Source organism: Candidatus Accumulibacter aalborgensis, from assembly GCF_900089955.1.
GTDB classification, from domain to species: domain Bacteria; phylum Pseudomonadota; class Gammaproteobacteria; order Burkholderiales; family Rhodocyclaceae; genus Accumulibacter; species Accumulibacter aalborgensis.
In genome coordinates this window covers 1-16,182 of the sequence record NZ_FLQX01000116.1, presented here as the reverse complement: position 1 = coordinate 16,182, position 16,182 = coordinate 1, and the positions used below count along the sequence as shown (strand labels likewise).

At 62.9% G+C, this 16,182-nt stretch carries 12 protein-coding genes; 11 read left to right on the top strand and 1 reads right to left on the bottom strand.

The window, feature by feature from the left end; genetic code table 11:
* Positions 1 to 88: 88 nt before the first annotated feature.
* From pglX (ACCAA_RS11995) to ACCAA_RS11945, 11 genes are all read left to right on the top strand, one after another.
* Complete coding sequence (pglX, locus tag ACCAA_RS11995; protein WP_186407488.1) at positions 89 to 2,548, top strand: BREX-2 system adenine-specific DNA-methyltransferase PglX; 2,460 nt, start codon at positions 89 to 91, stop codon at positions 2,546 to 2,548.
* A complete protein-coding gene (locus ACCAA_RS11990; RefSeq protein ID WP_186407487.1) occupies positions 2,535 to 2,882 on the top strand; it encodes a hypothetical protein in 348 nt (115 codons plus the stop codon). The genes pglX (ACCAA_RS11995) and ACCAA_RS11990 overlap by 14 nt, the downstream gene beginning before the upstream one ends.
* 322 nt (positions 2,883 to 3,204) lie before the next feature.
* Positions 3,205 to 4,410: a BREX-2 system adenine-specific DNA-methyltransferase PglX gene (pglX, locus tag ACCAA_RS11985; protein ID WP_186407486.1), complete on the top strand. Its 1,206-nt coding sequence runs from the start codon at positions 3,205 to 3,207 to the stop codon at positions 4,408 to 4,410.
* Positions 4,407 to 4,838 (top strand): hypothetical protein, encoded by a 432-nt coding sequence (locus tag ACCAA_RS11980; protein WP_186407485.1) that lies wholly within the window; start codon positions 4,407 to 4,409, stop codon positions 4,836 to 4,838. The genes pglX (ACCAA_RS11985) and ACCAA_RS11980 overlap by 4 nt, the downstream gene beginning before the upstream one ends.
* Positions 4,838 to 6,226, top strand: coding sequence for a tyrosine-protein kinase family protein (locus ACCAA_RS11975; RefSeq protein ID WP_186407484.1), 1,389 nt, complete (start codon positions 4,838 to 4,840; stop codon positions 6,224 to 6,226). Before ACCAA_RS11980 ends, ACCAA_RS11975 begins: the two co-directional genes overlap by 1 nt.
* 8 nt (positions 6,227 to 6,234) lie before the next feature.
* Positions 6,235 to 7,731, top strand: coding sequence for a hypothetical protein (locus tag ACCAA_RS11970; RefSeq protein WP_186407483.1), 1,497 nt, complete (start codon positions 6,235 to 6,237; stop codon positions 7,729 to 7,731).
* Positions 7,732 to 7,755: 24 nt separating this feature from the next.
* Positions 7,756 to 11,448 carry a BREX-2 system ATPase PglY family protein gene (locus ACCAA_RS11965; RefSeq protein WP_186407482.1) on the top strand — a complete coding sequence of 1,231 codons (3,693 nt, stop codon included), beginning with the start codon at positions 7,756 to 7,758 and terminating at the stop codon, positions 11,446 to 11,448.
* Positions 11,445 to 14,174, top strand: a complete 2,730-nt coding sequence (gene pglZ, locus ACCAA_RS11960) for a BREX-2 system phosphatase PglZ (protein WP_245754552.1) — start codon at positions 11,445 to 11,447, stop codon at positions 14,172 to 14,174. The genes ACCAA_RS11965 and pglZ overlap by 4 nt, the downstream gene beginning before the upstream one ends.
* Before the next feature lie 120 nt (positions 14,175 to 14,294).
* Positions 14,295 to 14,513: an AbrB/MazE/SpoVT family DNA-binding domain-containing protein gene (locus ACCAA_RS11955; RefSeq protein ID WP_042331910.1), complete on the top strand. Its 219-nt coding sequence runs from the start codon at positions 14,295 to 14,297 to the stop codon at positions 14,511 to 14,513.
* On the top strand, positions 14,513 to 14,917 hold the full coding sequence (locus ACCAA_RS11950) for a type II toxin-antitoxin system VapC family toxin (protein ID WP_186407481.1): 405 nt from the start codon (positions 14,513 to 14,515) through the stop codon (positions 14,915 to 14,917). The genes ACCAA_RS11955 and ACCAA_RS11950 overlap by 1 nt, the downstream gene beginning before the upstream one ends.
* 209 nt (positions 14,918 to 15,126) lie before the next feature.
* Complete coding sequence (locus ACCAA_RS11945) at positions 15,127 to 15,720, top strand: hypothetical protein (protein ID WP_186407480.1); 594 nt, start codon at positions 15,127 to 15,129, stop codon at positions 15,718 to 15,720.
* Positions 15,721 to 15,989: 269 nt separating this feature from the next.
* On the opposite strand, the gene ACCAA_RS11940 is transcribed toward ACCAA_RS11945, so the two are convergent.
* Positions 15,990 to 16,182, bottom strand: a 193-nt coding sequence (locus ACCAA_RS11940) for a DUF6399 domain-containing protein (protein WP_222104810.1), incomplete at its 5' end; no start/stop codon positions are given.

The following is a 16,182-nucleotide window of genomic DNA, read 5'->3' as shown; positions in this document are numbered from 1 at the left end:
GAAAACCGACGGATCACTGCCGTGCCTTGTAACCCCAGCCCGTACAATCGCAAACGTCGCTGTCGCGACCTGTCCCCGAAGCCCACCGATGATCAATGCCCAAATCCTGCTCGCTGACCTGACCCGCCTGCTCAAGCGGCTCGAAGACGACCTGCGCGAACGCGCCCTCAGTTCAGCGAGCGAGGTGCCGGAACTGCGCACCCAACTGCAGGCCGAGTGGCAGGCGGCGCGCGATGCCGGGCGCACGGCGGAGGCCTTCGAATCCTGGGGAGAACAGGCCATCACTCAGGCCGGCGTGCACTGGCTGTTGAGCTGCGTGTTTCTTCGCTTCATCGAGGACAACGAGTTAGTGGACCGGCCGTGGATCAGCGGCACACCGCAATCAGGCCGACTGGCCCTGGCGCGCGACCGGCATGACGCCTACTTCCGCGAACATCCGCATCAGAACGATCGCGACTATCTGCTTGCCTGTTTCCGTGAGGCGGGAGCGCTGCCGGGCCTGCACACTTTCTTCGACGGCGCCCACAACCCGGTTTTTCGCTTAGGGATAAGCGGTGATGCGGCGATGGCGGTGATGCAGTTCTGGCAGGAGGTTGCCGCCGATTCCGGGGCGCTAATCCGCGACTTCACCGATCCGAGCTGGAACACACGATTCCTCGGTGACCTTTATCAGGACCTCAGCGAAGCGACGCGCAAGCGCTATGCGTTGCTGCAAACGCCCGAGTTCGTCGAGGAGTTCATCCTCGACCGGACGCTGACCCCGGCGATCAACGAGTTCGGCTATCGCGAAGTGCGGATGATCGATCCGACCTGCGGGTCGGGGCACTTCCTCCTCGGTGGCTTCCATCGCCTGGTTGAAGAGTGGTCGAGCAACGAGCCGGGACGCAACCGTCGCGACATCGCGCAGAAGGCGCTGAACGCGGTCGCTGGCGTTGACCTGAATCCGTTCGCGGTGGCCATCGCGCGCTTCCGCCTGTTGTTGGCTGCGTTGAAGGCCAGCGATGTGCATCGAATGGCCGAGGCGCTCGACTTCAAGATTCATGTTGCCATTGGCGACAGCCTGCTGCACGGCCGGCGCTTCGGGCTGAGCGCCACCGAGGACATGTTCCAGGGATCCGAACATTTTGCCGATACCGGTTTGGCGCATGCGTACGCCAGCGAAGACCTGGCTGAAGTCCAGGAAATCCTGGGCCGTCAGTACCACGCCGTGGTCGGCAACCCGCCGTACATCGTCGTCCGCGACGCGGCGCTGAACGCGGCCTATCGCAGGCAGTACGCCAGTTGCCACATGAAGTATTCGCTCGGCGCGCCTTTCACCGACCGCTTCTTCGAACTGGCAGTTACCGGACGTGATGCCCAGCCGGCCGGCTACGTCGGGTTGATCACTGCCAACTCGTTCATGAAACGCGAGTTTGGAGCCAAGCTGATCGAGCAGGTCCTGCCACGGCTGGACCTCACGCATGTGGTCGATACCTCGGGCGCCTACATCCCCGGCCACGGCACCCCGACGGTGATCCTGTTCGGCCGGCATCGCGCGCCGGTCAGTGATGCGGTGCGCACGGTGATGGGGATCAAGGGCGAGCCGAGTACGCCGGACGATCCGGCGCAGGGGCTGGTGTGGTCGGCGATCGTCGGGCAGATCGACCGCGCGGGGTCGGAGAGCGAGTTCGTCAGCGTCGCCGACACGCCCAGGGCGACGTTTGCCAGGCATCCGTGGAGCATCGGGGGTGGCGGCGTACTCGGGGTAAAACAAAGGATTGAAGGTGGCCGCGAGGTGCTGAAGACGTGGTCGATTTCGATCGGCTTTGCGGTCATTACAGGCGAAGACGACGTATATGTAATGCCGCCACACGTCGCCGCCAAGATCGAGGCGCCGACAAAAGAGTTCGGCGTGGGTGATGAGGTAAGGGATTGGACCCACACACCTTCGGATGTAGCTATCTTTCCGTACATAGAAAGGGACGGCATGCATTCGGCGACCGCATCTCCCGCATGCTCGAAACTTGAAAACCACTTTTGGAAGATGCGGACTAAGCTGCGTAACCGTCTCATGTTTGGGAAGACCCCCGAGATGGCGGGTAAGGCGTGGTGGGAACTTAGCTTCGTTTCTTCTGAGCGCACGCTGGCCCCATATCTAATTCCCTTCTCCTTCGTCTCTACTCACAACCATTTCTTGCTCGACCGTGGCGGTAAGGCATTCAACCGGACGGCACCCGTAATCCGCTTGCCGAAACTGGCAGATCTGAACGAACACCTCGGGCTGCTTGGGCTACTGAATTCCTCCGTAGCGTGCTTCTGGCTAAAGCAAGTAAGCCAAAACCGCGGCAGCACTGTTGACCAGAAGGGGGCTCGCCAACGCACGGCTCCCTTTGAGGACTTCTACGAACTGGGCTCAGGGATCGTGGCCGAGTTCCCACTGATCGACAACCGCCCGGTCGATCTGGCCGAAACCCTCGACCGACTCGCCCAGGAACTCGCCGCCATCAGCCCGGCGGCCTTGCTCGATACATCCCGCGTACCCGAAGGAGACCACGATGCCAGTCCATAAAACCACTGCCCGCATTCAAGCCACTGGCGAACTCACCATCACACACCTGCCTTTTGCGCCGGGGACCTTGGTCGAAGTGCTGGTCGTGGGCAGCGAACGCAGTGCTGCCGAGCGCGAGCAGGAATGGGCGCGCTTGATGCAAGCGGTGCAGGCGCTGCCGCAGGCTGAGACGATAATTGACGAAGACATCGCCACTGAAATCGACCGTCGGGCGGTAATGCGTCAGGCGCTGGCCGCCGTCACGCAAGCGGGAACTTTCGCCTCCATCGATGACGCGTCGGCCTGGCAGCGCGAGTTGCGCGTCGACCGGGCGCAGCCGGGGCGTGAGGACTGAGATCCGGTGAATCAATCACCCGATCCCGCTTCCTGTCTCGTCATTCCCGCGCATGCGGGAATCCAGTCGATCTATCGGTGTGCTTGGAAAGGAACAAGTGGTACGTGCTGGATTCCCGCATGCGCGGGAATGACAGCTTGGGGCGGGGCGGCAATTTTTCCACAGCGCGTAGCTTGGGGTGACGAAGGAACCCCAACGCAAGTCCCCGCTCGGCAACAGGCTATCCTTGAATGTTGGGGTTCGTGCCTCACCCCAACCTACGCGCTACCGGCAAGCTCTTCGTTCCCGGCCTCAGCGTCGACTCTCTGAACGTGATTGCCCCATGACGCTCCCCACCCGCCAAAGCCTCGACGCCGCCTGCTCCCACGCTTCCCACCTGCGTCGCCAGATGATCGCCGCACAGGAAGAACTCGACTGGCGCTGCTATCGCCTCTACGGTCTGCTGCCCGCCGACAGCGGGGAATCGCTTTTTGAGCACGCTGCCCCGCCCGAAGTGGCGCTCGGCGAGCGCGCTTTTGAAATCGTCCTGGCCCGCCGCGTAGCGGCGGGCCAGGAATCGACGACCTGGTTCGAGCGTCACGCTTCGACACCGATCACCGAGATTCCTGCGCGCTGGCCGGAGGACTATCGCCGCGTCGTGCAGCGGCGCATCGAGCTGATCGAGAGCGACCGCAACATCGGCCTGATCGAGCGCCCCGAGTACAAGCGTCGCTGGAACTCGCCGTCGTGGGAGTCTCTGGAACAGGCCGCGCTGCGCGACTGGCTGCTGGCGCGGCTGGAATCGCCGCGCTACTGGCCCACCAGCGCCGACCAGCCGCCGCAGATGACCAGCACCAGCCGCCTGGCCGACGCGCTGCAGCGCGACGCCGAGTTCATGCAGATTGCCGCGCTATATGCCGGCCGTGCCGACTTCGATCTGAACCCGCTCGTTGCCAACCTCATCGCCGCCGAGTCCGTGCCCTTCCTGCCGGTGTTGCGCTACACCGACACCGGCCTGCGCAAGCGCGCCCAGTGGGAAGAAACCTGGGCTCTGCAGCGGCGCCAAGACGCAGGTGAGGATTTGACCATCAGCGTCGGCAAGATCCCGGTGCCGCCCAAGTACCAAAGCAAGGACTTCCTGAAGGCTGACTTCTGGCGCCTGCGCGGCGGTCTGGACGTTCCCAAGGAGCGCTGGATCAGCTACCCCGGCTGCGAGCGCGGCGTCGACGGCAGCCTGGTCATCGCCTGGGCCGGCTGGGATCACCTGCAGCAGGCCACTGCCCTGGCGACGTACTTCATCGACATGAAGGAACGCGAAGGATGGAGTCGCGAGCGGCTACAACCCCTGCTCGCCGGCTTGCTCGAACTGGTGCCCTGGCTCAAGCAATGGCACAACGACATGAACCCCGATTTCGGCGCGCGCATGGGCGACTACTACGAGAGCTTCGTCACCGACGAGGCGCGAGCACTGCAATTCACGCTTGATGATCTTCGCGCGTGGAAGCCGGCAGCGCCGGCGATCAAACGTGGCAGAAAGGCAAAAACATGAGCGTCACCAAGCGGGTCGACTATGCGGGCTGTGCCCGGCGGCATTTCAAGGACGCGGGCAAACTGCATCAATCAGGTGGCCACGCGAATGCGGGGCAGCTTTATGGTTTCAGCGTCGAGTGTGGACTGAAGGCGCTGCTGATTCAATCGGGTACGCCTGCGGATGCGGAAGGCGGCATCGCGGGAGAGTTTAAGGAGCACCTGCCCCGGCTTACCCAGATGATTGCTGCCATGACCACCTTGCCAGACGGACGTTCAGCCTCCGCCTTGCTTGCCGCGGTACCTCATTTGGGCAAAATGCATGATTGGAAAACTGAGCATCGGTACTGGAAGGTAGCTGCCTTGCCACGTCAATCGCTGCCCAATTGGGCAGCGGCAGCGCAGGAAATGGTGAACCACCTCGACGTCGTCAAACAAGGATCGCTCTGATGCATACACTCAGATTCAACCAGGCGCTGCGGCAGGCGGCCGAAGCGAGTCAGGATGCGCGCTTGCCCACACGTTGGCCGGTGCTGCTAGTGCGCGACGTGTACGGTCGTCTTCGCTTCGCGGTTGATGCCTACCGGCCCCACACGCCGGATGACGAGGAAGAACGTGCGGAAGCTGCACCACCTGCTGACGAGGTGTATCCGTTGGAAGCCTATGTGCTGCTGAAGGAGGCGACGGCACAACTGCAGCACTACGCCACGGCCGATGAGGTGCTGTTCAGGGACAATTTCTTCAATCCGGCAACACTGTTTCAGAACCCGGATTGGCACGATACGCTGGTGCCAGCCTGCGAAGATCCAGACGGCAACATCCGCCCTGAATTGACGGTTCGCCTGCTGGATCGGCAAATTATTGGCCAGGATTGGTTGCATACCACGCATGAGCGCGCGCCAAGTGCGCCGCCACGGGTTGTGTTCTACGGACTGAAAGGCGGTGTCGGTCGTTCCACCGCGCTGGCCATGTTGTCTTATAGCTTTGCGCGCGCGGGCAAGAAGGTGCTGCTGCTGGATTTCGACCTTGAATCGCCCGGTTTGTCCGGGCTATTGCTGCCGGTCGACCGCGTCGCCGGGTTTGGCTTGGTGGACTGGTTCATCGAGGACGGTGTTCAGCACGGTGACTCGGTGCTGGACGATTTGGTGGCAGATAGTCCGCTGGCCGAAAACACGACTGGACGTATCCGCGTAGCTGCGGCCATGGGACAAGGTGAGTTGGCTTACCTGGCGAAACTGGCGCGCGTTTATGCGGATCTTCCCACGCCGACGGGGCCCGAGCGCTTTGCGCAGCGTATGCAGCGGCTGGTGCAAGCATTGGAAGCGCGGGAGAGGCCAGACATCGTGTTGATTGACAGCCGCGCCGGGCTGCACGATTTGGCGGCCATTTCGATCGCGACCCTGGCCGACCTGGCACTGCTTTTCGCCACCAACAATGAACAGAATTGGCAGGGTTACCGGCAACTTTTCGCCCACTGGCAACAGCGACCAGCAGTGCTGCGGGGGGTGCGCGAACGGCTGTGGATGGTACGAGCAATGTTTCCCGAGACCGATCAGAAAGAGCACTTCGACTCCTTTCTGGAACGGTCCTACGATTTATTCAGTGAGAATCTGTACGACGAAATCGACCCGGCTCAGGCCGAACCCGAGAATGCCTTTGCATACGCTTTGGACAGTGAAGGCGCGCCGCACTTCCCATTGATTGTGCGATGGAGCGCGAGGTTTATGGAGTTCGACCCCATGGCGTCCGACGCTCGCGGCGGAGTGGGTGATGCGGATATTGACCTTGCGTTTGGTCCGTTTGCCAAACGTGTCTCTTCGATCCTTTTCGGGGACTGAGCGTGAGCATGACACCGCAAGACAAGAAAAGCCTGAGGCAAGCCATCGCTGAGGGCTTGCCTCAGGTTGCCCATGCGGGGGCAATTACCCAACAACCCCCGGCGCTGACGTATGTGCCACCCAGTCATGCCAAGGCACTCGACCCCGAGAACTCGGTGGTCGAAGGAATACGAGGTGCCGGCAAGAGTTTCTGGTGGGCGGCACTGTCGTCAACCGAGCACCGCAAGTTCGTGGTGAGTGCGTTCCCGGATGCCCACATCGCCCCAAGCACGATTATCCGACAGGGTTTTGGTGATGCGGCCGGCTCGCTAGACGCACCCAGCAAGGACGTGCTCGCCAGCTTGTTCCCGCAGATCAAGAACGCGCGGACGATCTGGCGCGCGGTGATCGCTCACCAGCTTCAATTTCCCCCACCATTTCCCCAAACGGCACCGGACGGCGTGAACGTCTGGGCTGCACGCACCGCCTGGGTCCATGACAGCCCGGAGTCGTTTGACAGCATGCTGCTGGGTGCCGACAACGCACTGCATCGCGACGGCAAGACCTCACTCGTCCTTTTCGATGCGCTGGATCGGCTCGCCGAGACCTGGGCCGATATCCGCCCCCTGGCACGTGGACTGCTGCAGGTGGCTCAGGACATGCGCTCCACGCGCGCGGTGCGCCTGAAGGTCTTTGTCCGGCCGGACATGCTGGAGGATCGAGCTATCGTCGGTTTCCCCGATGCGTCGAAGCTGCTCGCCCGCCGAGCCAATCTCAATTGGCGCAAGGTGGACCTCTACGCCCTGTTCTATCAGTGTGTCGGCAACGCAACGCAAGGAGGGGCGTTGTTTCGTGACCTGACCGCCACAACCTTGTCGCTGGAATGGCAGAAGGCGGACAGCCTGTGGCTCATTCCGAAGGAGCTTTGCGGCAACGAGGACTTGCAGGAGAAGCTCTTCGAGTCCTTGGCTGGTAAGGCGATGTCGTCTTCACCCACCGGGCTCAAGCGCGGCAAGCCGTATAAATGGGCCGTTAACCACTTGCAGGACGGCCGCGACCAAGTCAGCCCGAGGAGCTTTTGCGAGGCCCTGCGCAAAGCTGCGGAGTTGAGCCTGAGCGACTTCGAGGACCACGAGTTGCCGCTGCACTTCAAGTCGATTCAGGCAGGCGTTCAAACCGCTTCGCAAGTGCGCGTTGATGAACTGGTGCTCGAAGACTATCCCTGGGTGGAGAACGTCATGTCGCCGCTGCGAGGCGAACTGACGGTGCCATGCTTTCCGGCGGACATCAGCGCGATATGGAAACGGCATGGCGTTCTGGAAAAGCTGGGAGACGAGCTAAACGACCTTGGCAAGTCCGTCAAGCTGCCGCCCCAACACCTTGTCGATGGTCTTGACGGCGTGTTGCTCGATCTGGCCGAGCTTGGACTGATCCAACGGCTGTCTGACGGCCGCATCCAGATGCCCGACGTGTACCGCATTGCATTTGGTCTCGGCCGGCGTGGCGGGGTCAAGCCGTTGCGATGAGTATGGTTTGACAGGGAAATAAAAATGACACTGATCAGAGAACTGATCGCGATCCCGGAGCAGGTGCACCAGGGCGACTTCGTCCTCAAGCTGGCCGACGGCGTGGCGCATGCCGAAGCGACGCTGCGCGACTACGTCGTGACGCCGCAGCTCAACGCCTGCTTCAACGATGCGCTGAACTTCATCAAGCAGTCGGTCCAGGGCGGCACCAGCAAGGCTGCGTATCTGCATGGCAGCTTCGGCTCCGGCAAGAGCCACTTCATGGCCGTGCTCAACCTGCTGCTCGACAACAACGTGTTGGCTCGCTCGATGCCCGAGCTGGCCGACGTCGTCGCCCAGCACAACAGTTGGACGCAGGACCGCAAGTTCCTGCTCGTTCCGTATCACATGATCGGCGCACGCAGCATGGAGTCGGCGATCCTCGGCGGCTACGCCGAGTTCGTGCGCAAGCGGTATCCGGAGGCGCCGATCCCAGGTTTCTATCTGTCGGAACGTCTGTTCGAAGACGCGGTACGCATGCGCGATCGCCTCGGCGGCGAGGCCTTCTTCCGTGATCTGAACGCAGGGTCCGATGCTTACGACAGCGGTGATAGCGGCTGGGGCGAGCTGAGCGGCGGCTGGGATGCCGCGAGCTTCGAGGCCGCGATGCTCGAGCCGCCAAGCGGCGACGACCGCGTCCGCCTGGTCGGCGACCTGATCAGCCGCTACTTCACGGCCATCGCCGACGTCGCCGAGAGTCGCGGCGAGGCCTTCGTGCCGCTCGACGATGGCCTCAGCATCATGAGCCGCCACGCTCACGCGCTCGGCTACGACGCGGTGATCCTCTTCCTCGACGAACTGATCTTGTGGTTGGCCAGCCGGGCAGCCGATGTCAGCTTCGTGAGTAGCGAGGGCACCAAGCTCGTCAAGCTCGTCGAAGCCGGCAACGCCGATCGGCCGATTCCGCTGGTCAGCTTCGTCGCGCGGCAACGCGATCTGCGCGAACTGGTCGGCGAGAACCTCGCCGGCTCGCTGCAATTGCAGTTCAGCGACGTGTTGCGCCACTGGGAGGCGCGCTTCCATCGCATCACGCTCGAAGACCGCAACCTGCCGGCGATTGCCGAGAAACGGGTGCTCCGGCCGTTGTCCGAAGCGGCCCGGCAGACGCTGGGCAACGCCTTCGATGAATTCCAGAAGGTAAGGCCCGAGGTCTGGAATACGCTGCTGACCGAGACCGCGGACAAGGAGATGTTCCGCAAGGTCTATCCGTTCAGCCCGGCGCTGGTGCAGACGCTGATTGCCGTCTCGGCGGCCTTGCAGCGCGAACGCACGGCCTTGAAGCTGATGCTGCAACTGCTGGTCGATCGGCGTGATGACCTCGAACTGGGCCAGATCATTCCGGTCGGCGACCTGTTCGACGTGATCGCCGATGGCGACGAGCCGTTCTCGGAAGCGATGCGCATTCACTTCGACAACGCCAAGCGACTCTACAGGCAGAAGCTGCTGCCGCATCTGGAGCGCCAGCATGGCGTGACCTGGGAAAATATCCGTATCGGCGACGCCGACCCGGCCAGGGCCAGAGCGCTGAGGAACGATGCGCGGCTGATCAAGACGCTGCTGCTGAGCGCCCTGGTGCCCGAAGTCGATTCGCTCAAGGCCCTGACCGCGCAACGCCTGGCCGCGCTGAACCACGGAACGATCCGCTCACCGATCCCCGGCCGGGAAACCCAGGACGTGCTGCGCAAGTGCAAGGAGTGGGCGGCCGACATCGGCGAAATCAAGGTAACCGACGACACCAACTCACTGATCTCGATCCAGGTCACCGGCGTCGACATCGAGCCCATCGTGCGCGGACCGGCAGCCTCCAGCGACAATCCCGGCAACCGCCGCCGCCGCGTGCGCGAGATGCTCTTCGAGCAGCTCGGCGTCACCGACAGCAACGACCTGTTCGCCACCTACTCGGTGCTGTGGCGCGGCACCAAGCGCGAGGTCGAGGTGCTCTTCGAGAACGTCCGCGAGCTGTCGGACGAGAAACTGCGCGGGCGCCCGGGCACCTGGACGGTGGTCATCGACTTTCCGTTCGACGACCCTCGCTTCTCCCCTGCCGACGATCTTGCCCGACTGGCGGGCTATCGCGGCGACGACACGCGGACGCTGGTGTGGATGCCGTCGTTCTTCAGCGCCAAGGCGCAGCATGACCTGGGCCGCCTGGTGGTGCTGGACTACATTCTGACCGGCGAGCGCTTCAACGAGCTCGCCGCCCACCTGGCGCTGGTCGACCGCGGGCCGGCGCAGGCGCTGCTGCGCAACCAGCGTGATCAGTTGCAGCAGCGGGTTCGCCAGTACCTGGAGGTGGCCTACGGCATCGCCGGCGACTCGCGCGACGCCGTGGTGAACCCGATGGCGCCCGAAGACCAGTTCCGCTCGCTGGACCAGACGCTGACTCCGCTACCGCCCGTCGGGGCGAACCTGAAATCAGCGTTCGAGGCACTGCTCGACCAGCTCTTCAGGCACCAATACCCGGCACACCCGGTCTTCGATGCCGAGGTGAGGCCTGCGGTGGTGAAAAAGGTGTGGCCGGAACTGGAGCGCGCCATCGGCAGCGCCGACGAACGTGCGCCGGTCGGCGATCGCGTGCTGCGGCAACTGGTCCGCTCGATCGCCGACCCGGTGCAGTTGGGCAAGACCGGCGAGAGCCATTTTGTGCTGCTTGACCATTGGCGCTCGCACTTCCTCCGCGAGCAGGCCAAAACGGGCGCCGCGATCACCGTCGCCAAGCTGCGCAAGTGGATCGACCAACCGCTGGCGATGGGGCTGCCGGCCGAGGTGCAGAACCTGATCATCCTCGCCTTCGCCGGGCAGACCAATCGCAGCTTCGTGCGCGGCAACGTCGCCTACATGCCGACCATCGACCAGATGCCGGACGACCTGGAGCTGCGCGAGCAGATGCTGCCCGAAGCGGGCGACTGGGAGGCCGCCTGCAAGCGTGCCGCTGCGTTGTTCGGGCTGACCATTCCGACCTCGCGCAACGCGGGCAACGTCGCCAGGCTGGTTGAAGAAGTGCAGGCCAGGGCGCGCGAGGCTCGGGAGGCGATCAGCAGCCTGGTCAAGACGCTGAACGAGAAGTCCGCCTTGTTCCCGGCCGCTGGCAACAACCATCGCCAGCAGACGGCGCGTTCCGCGCAGGCCTTGCTTGCCGGGCTGTTGAGTGCCGAAACTGCGGCCGTGGTCACGACCCTGGCCGGCGCGCCGATCGAGACCTCCGAGGTCGCCATGCGCCAGACCCTGGCCAAGGCGCGCGAACTCGACGAGGCGGTGCGCACCGGCGCCTGGGATATCTTCGCGGCGATGAAGGCGCTGACCGACGAGCGGCAAACCGCCGCGCAGGTGATTGTCGCCAAGGTGTGCGAGACACTTACCGCCGACGAGCATGCGATCGGGCTGAAGGCGGCGCTCGATGAACAGCGCATCAAGGCCGTGCGCTTGCTGACCGCGGCGCCGTCACCGACGCCTCCCGGCCCGCCGTCACCACCGCTACTGCCGACAATTCCGACGCCGGTGCCACCCGGCCGGCCGGCACCCAGGCCACCGGTGATCGTTCAGGAATCTGCCGCGGCTGACCTTGAAAGCACGCAAGCACTGGCGCTGCTTGACGATCTGCACGCCAGGCTGGATAGCGACACGGACCTGCGGCTGTCGATCTCGTGGCGGCTCGAAAAACCGGGGAGCAGCAAGTGAACGGTGCAGCCGGGCCATTGTCTTTGCCGCAGATCGAGGCACAGGCGCTCGCGGTGCTGGAGCGTGCGAGCGACGCAAAGGTGATCGCTATCCAGACCAGGACTCAGGCGGCGTGGCCGGACGCTATCAAGCTGTCGGGCCGGCAGTTCCGGCTGCGCTGGTGCGCAAGCCCCTTGATGGCCAGAGAGGCGCTGTCCGCGCTGGAAGAGGGGGCTGACGACCAGTCCGGGCGAGGGCTTATCCTGCTCACGCCGCTGTCCGCACGCGATCTGGGCGGCGATGTGGTGGCCCGGCTGGCACGTGCGCAGGTCTTTCAGCCCGACGCCTGGGGTATGGTGCAGCAGCTGTTCAAAGCGCGCGAGATCGATGCGCGACTCGGCCGATTTCGGTGGATGGCACAACTGCTTGTTGAACGGGCCAGCATGGGCGCTTATTCGCCCGTGCCCAACGGTTTTCTGGACATGGATACGGCATGGCGCTGCATCCTCAGCCGTTGCCTGGGCCTGGATGCATCGAGGCCGGACGCGGCGACGCTCTTGAACTGGTCGCTGGACACTGATTCGGCCGGGGATTTCGATGAGTTGCCTGATCAAGCAAAACCGCAGATCGCCGCTTGGCTGGGCGACTCGGCCGGGGCAGTGGGCACGCTCGTCATGCGCTGCGTGATGGCTGGCAACGCGCAGGAGGCCGTCCCGCTCGGACTGGTGTGCGGCGTGGCGCTGTCGGCTCAGGGCGAAGGCGTGCACGAACTTGCCGGCGCAGCGATACGTCTCGAACGCTTCATGGGTGACCAGTGCATCGCTATCGCCGAGGGCCGCCTTTGGGCCGCTGCCGCAGCGAAGTGTCTGAATGCCTTGACGCTCGCCTTGCGCCACGAGGTGATCGAACGCGCCGAGTTGCTCCTGCGCGAACTTCATATTGATGCCTACGCCCATCTGAGCGATGTGCTTCCACTTGGCCTGGAGCGGAGGCTTGGGCTACTCGCGGATGCGCTCAAGACCTTCATCGCCGAGCCCTCCCCGGCACAACTGCAGGCCGTCGAACAGGCGGCTGATTCTGTGGCGTGCCATGCTCATCCCGACCCGGCAAGCACGCGCATGCTGCGAGTGAAAATGGCGCTTCGCCTGTGCCGATGGATGATCGCCGAGCGGCCCGAGAGCAAGGGTCGCAACGGACGTCAGGCAACAGGGTTCCATGAGCTCGCGCAGTGCTATGCCCGCGAAGGCGCCTTCGTTGATTGGGCACGCTTCAAGTTGATCGGTGGCGACGAGTTGCCGGGACTTTCTTCGGCTTTTGTCGCCCTGCGCGACGTGGCGCGCAAGAAAGCCGAGGCCTTCAATCAGACCTTCGCCAAGGCATTGCAGGTCTGGAATCGTGAGCCGCGGGCGGAGGCAGCATGCTTACCGGTGGAGGCGATCATCGAGCGCCTGCTCGCCCCGTTGGCGCAACAAGCGCCAGTGTTATTGCTGGTGGCGGACGGCCTGAGTTACAGCATCTTCCGGGAGCTTTGCCAGGACCTGGAGGCACTGGGCTGGGACGAGCAGCTCGTGGGGCCAACGCCGACGCTTGCGGTCGCGATCGCGATCGCGGCGCTGCCGACGATCACCGAAGTGAGCCGTACCAGCCTGTTGTCAGGCCGCCTGGTGGTCGGCGCGGCGGCGCAGGAGAAGACAGCGTTCGCGGCTCATCCGGCACTCGTCGGCGCGTCGCGCGCCGGGACTGCGCCGGTGGTATTCCACAAGGGTGATCTCGCTGACGCCGAAGGCCTGTCGTCAACGGTTCGCGATGCCATCGCCTCGACCCAGCAGCAGGTGGTGGCCGTGGTCTACAACGCGGTCGACGACCATCTCAGCGGATCGAACCAGATCCAGGTGCGCTGGACGATCGACGATCTGCGGCTACTCGGGCCCTTGCTCAGCGAGGCGAGAAGAGCGCGACGCGTGGTGATCGTTACCGCCGACCACGGGCATGTGATCGACGACGGCACCGTGCAGCGCGGCCAGGGCGAGGGCGATCGCTGGCGACTGCCGTCGGGTACGCCGGATGCAAGCGAGCTGGTTTTCGAGGGCGGCCGTGTGAAAACGGCGTCCGGTAACGTGGTGGTGTGCACCTGGTCGGAAGGCGTGCGCCACGGCGCCAGGAAGAACGGCTATCACGGCGGCGTCTCCGCGCAGGAGGTGGTCGTGCCGCTGAGCGTATTCACGCCGCGCAACATGGTGTTGAAGGGCTGGCAGGTGGCCGCGGCATCACAGCCGGACTGGTGGGCGCCGCTGGAGGCGCCATTGCCGGCAGGAGGTACTGAAACGCCGGCACTCCCCAAGAAGCCGCTGAAAGCGAAACCTCCGGCTGCACCCACACCGCAGATCGATCTGTTCGGTGGGGCGCTACCTGTTGCGGCAGTCGATCCCGAAGTGCACTGGATCGATGCTCTCCAGGCATCGCCCGCCTACACGGCACAGAAGGCGCTGGCGGCACGCGTGGCACCGGCCGATGCCGACGTGCGCTCCCTGCTCGAGGCATTGGCGGCTCGTGGTGGGAAGCTTTCCAAAGCAGCGCTCGCGCAGCGCCTTGGCATGCCCGCAATGCGCATCAGCGGCTTTGTCAATGCCGCCAAGCGCGTGCTCAACGTTGATCAAGCCGCGATACTGGTGCTCGACGAGACCGCGGGTACGGTCGAGTTGAACCGGGAATTGCTGGCGCGGCAGTTTCGGGTGGCGGTGCGATGAGGGGCGGGTTGTGACGAAGCGCAGGCTCCCTGACTCTTCACCTCGCTGGAATGGCAAGTTGCTTTTTTGTTTATTCCTTACGATAATTATAAGAGTAAGGAATTTAACGAGGAGCCGGCCATGACTACAGAAGCCACCTTGACTAGCAAGGGGCAAACGACCATTCCCAAGGAGATCCGGGACAGCCTTCGGATGAAAGCAGGAGATCGCATGACCTTTACGCTCATGCCGGACGGCACCGTGGTAATGAGGGTGAAGAGCAAGCGCTTTAACGACCTGGCGGGGATGTTGTACCAGGAAGGTCGGGCGGCTGTTCCCATCGAGCAGTTATCGATCTGATGCTTGGGATCGACACCAACGTTCTTGTGCGCTTCCTCGTTCGAGACGACGCCCAGCAGTTCGAGATCGTGCACAAGATTGTTGAACGAGAAGTGCTGGCGAGCCGCCGCGTTTTCGTGAGCCAGCTCGTTCTCCAGGAAATGGAATGGGTGTTGCGCAGTCGGTATGGCTTTTCCAAGCCCCAGATCCAGTGGGTTGTTTCCGGCTTGCTGGACACCATGGATTTCGAGTTGGAAGATGAGGCTGCCGTTGAGCAGGCGATTTTCGTCTGGAAAGACCATTCCGCTGGCTTCTCGGATTGCTTGATCGGCGCCAGGAATCGGAGGATGGGGTGCACTACGACGGCGACTTTCGATGTGAAGGCATCCAGACTACCCTGGTTTGTCGAGGCAAGCTCGGTTTAGCGCACTCTTGTCAGTTTTGACGGCTGTTCTCGGCCAAGACCGGTCGTAGCGGCCCCAAGAAAACGAGCTGCGCGAACGTCAGCTAACTCATCAGATACCGGCCGTTCGCCCCAGAAATAGGTTGGCACGCTCCTACAGTCCACGCACAAACGAGAGCGAATGTTCAGAGAACAACTGGCTCTGATACCATTGTATTCGGGAGGGCCACGATGCTCACGTTGCGGGAAGAAATGATCGCCAAGGGGCTCTTGAAACCCCAGAAAATGTTTCACGATAGGGCGGTTGAACTGGGGCGCCGATACGAAACAGCTTCGGCTAGGCTCGTCGAGTACGACGCCAAGCGAAAGGCTACCCAGGAGGCCGATCTGACGAATGTGGTCAAACCGAAGCCCACCCACCAACCCTCTCAATGGGCTGACAATCAAGACGGCAACCGGGCAGAGTTTGTGAACGTAGCGCACACGATCCAGTCCACCGGAATGCGGCGAGACGGCAAAGCCTTGGGGTTGCCGCTCACCAAAAGAGAGCAGCGTCTCTTGAATCGCCTCGCGCAAACGAATCTATCCCCTGAGGAGCGCCAGAAGGCCCAGAGGGCCTTTGACCATAGCCGTCATTCCCAAGAGTCGCTAAAGAAGCGGGAGGCTGAGCGAGCAGCACAGGCCGCGAAGAAAAAAAACAGACCCAAACACGCAAAGTTATGGATCAGCCTCCCGAGTAAAGGCTCCTCAATGTTTGGGGGCGTGAAATACTCGTATGTCAGCATATGGCAGGGTGGCCTACCTGGACTGGGGAAGCGCAAATAGCAGACGACCGCTATCGTCAACTTTTCCGGGGCGTGTCGGAACGTGGTTCAATAAAGCCAGATTTCACGTAATTTCTAGAGGCCATCAAAAATCCAATATCAAGCTTGCCTAACGAGACCAGCCCTATTTAAGAACTATCAAAAGGCGACTTTCACAGACTTTGGAATAAATTTCGGCTTTTCTTGATCACGACAGCAAGATTGCCCATGTTGCGGATTAACCATGAAAAGAGGCCAAAGGGGCCTTGATCATCGTTCCGGCCACCCGCGCTAGGCCGCCATCGGCATCAGATAGGGCTGCTTGGGCGGTCGGGGTCGTCGGCGCGCCGGTCGTGGGGGCAGCGGCATGCGCTGGAGCACCTGCGCGAACAGCGTTTCGTGGGCACGGCCAAAGAAGCGCTGGGCGGCGGTCGTGCCGTCGGCGCGACGGATGTGGTAGTTGTGCACGGCGGTGAGCGCCGCG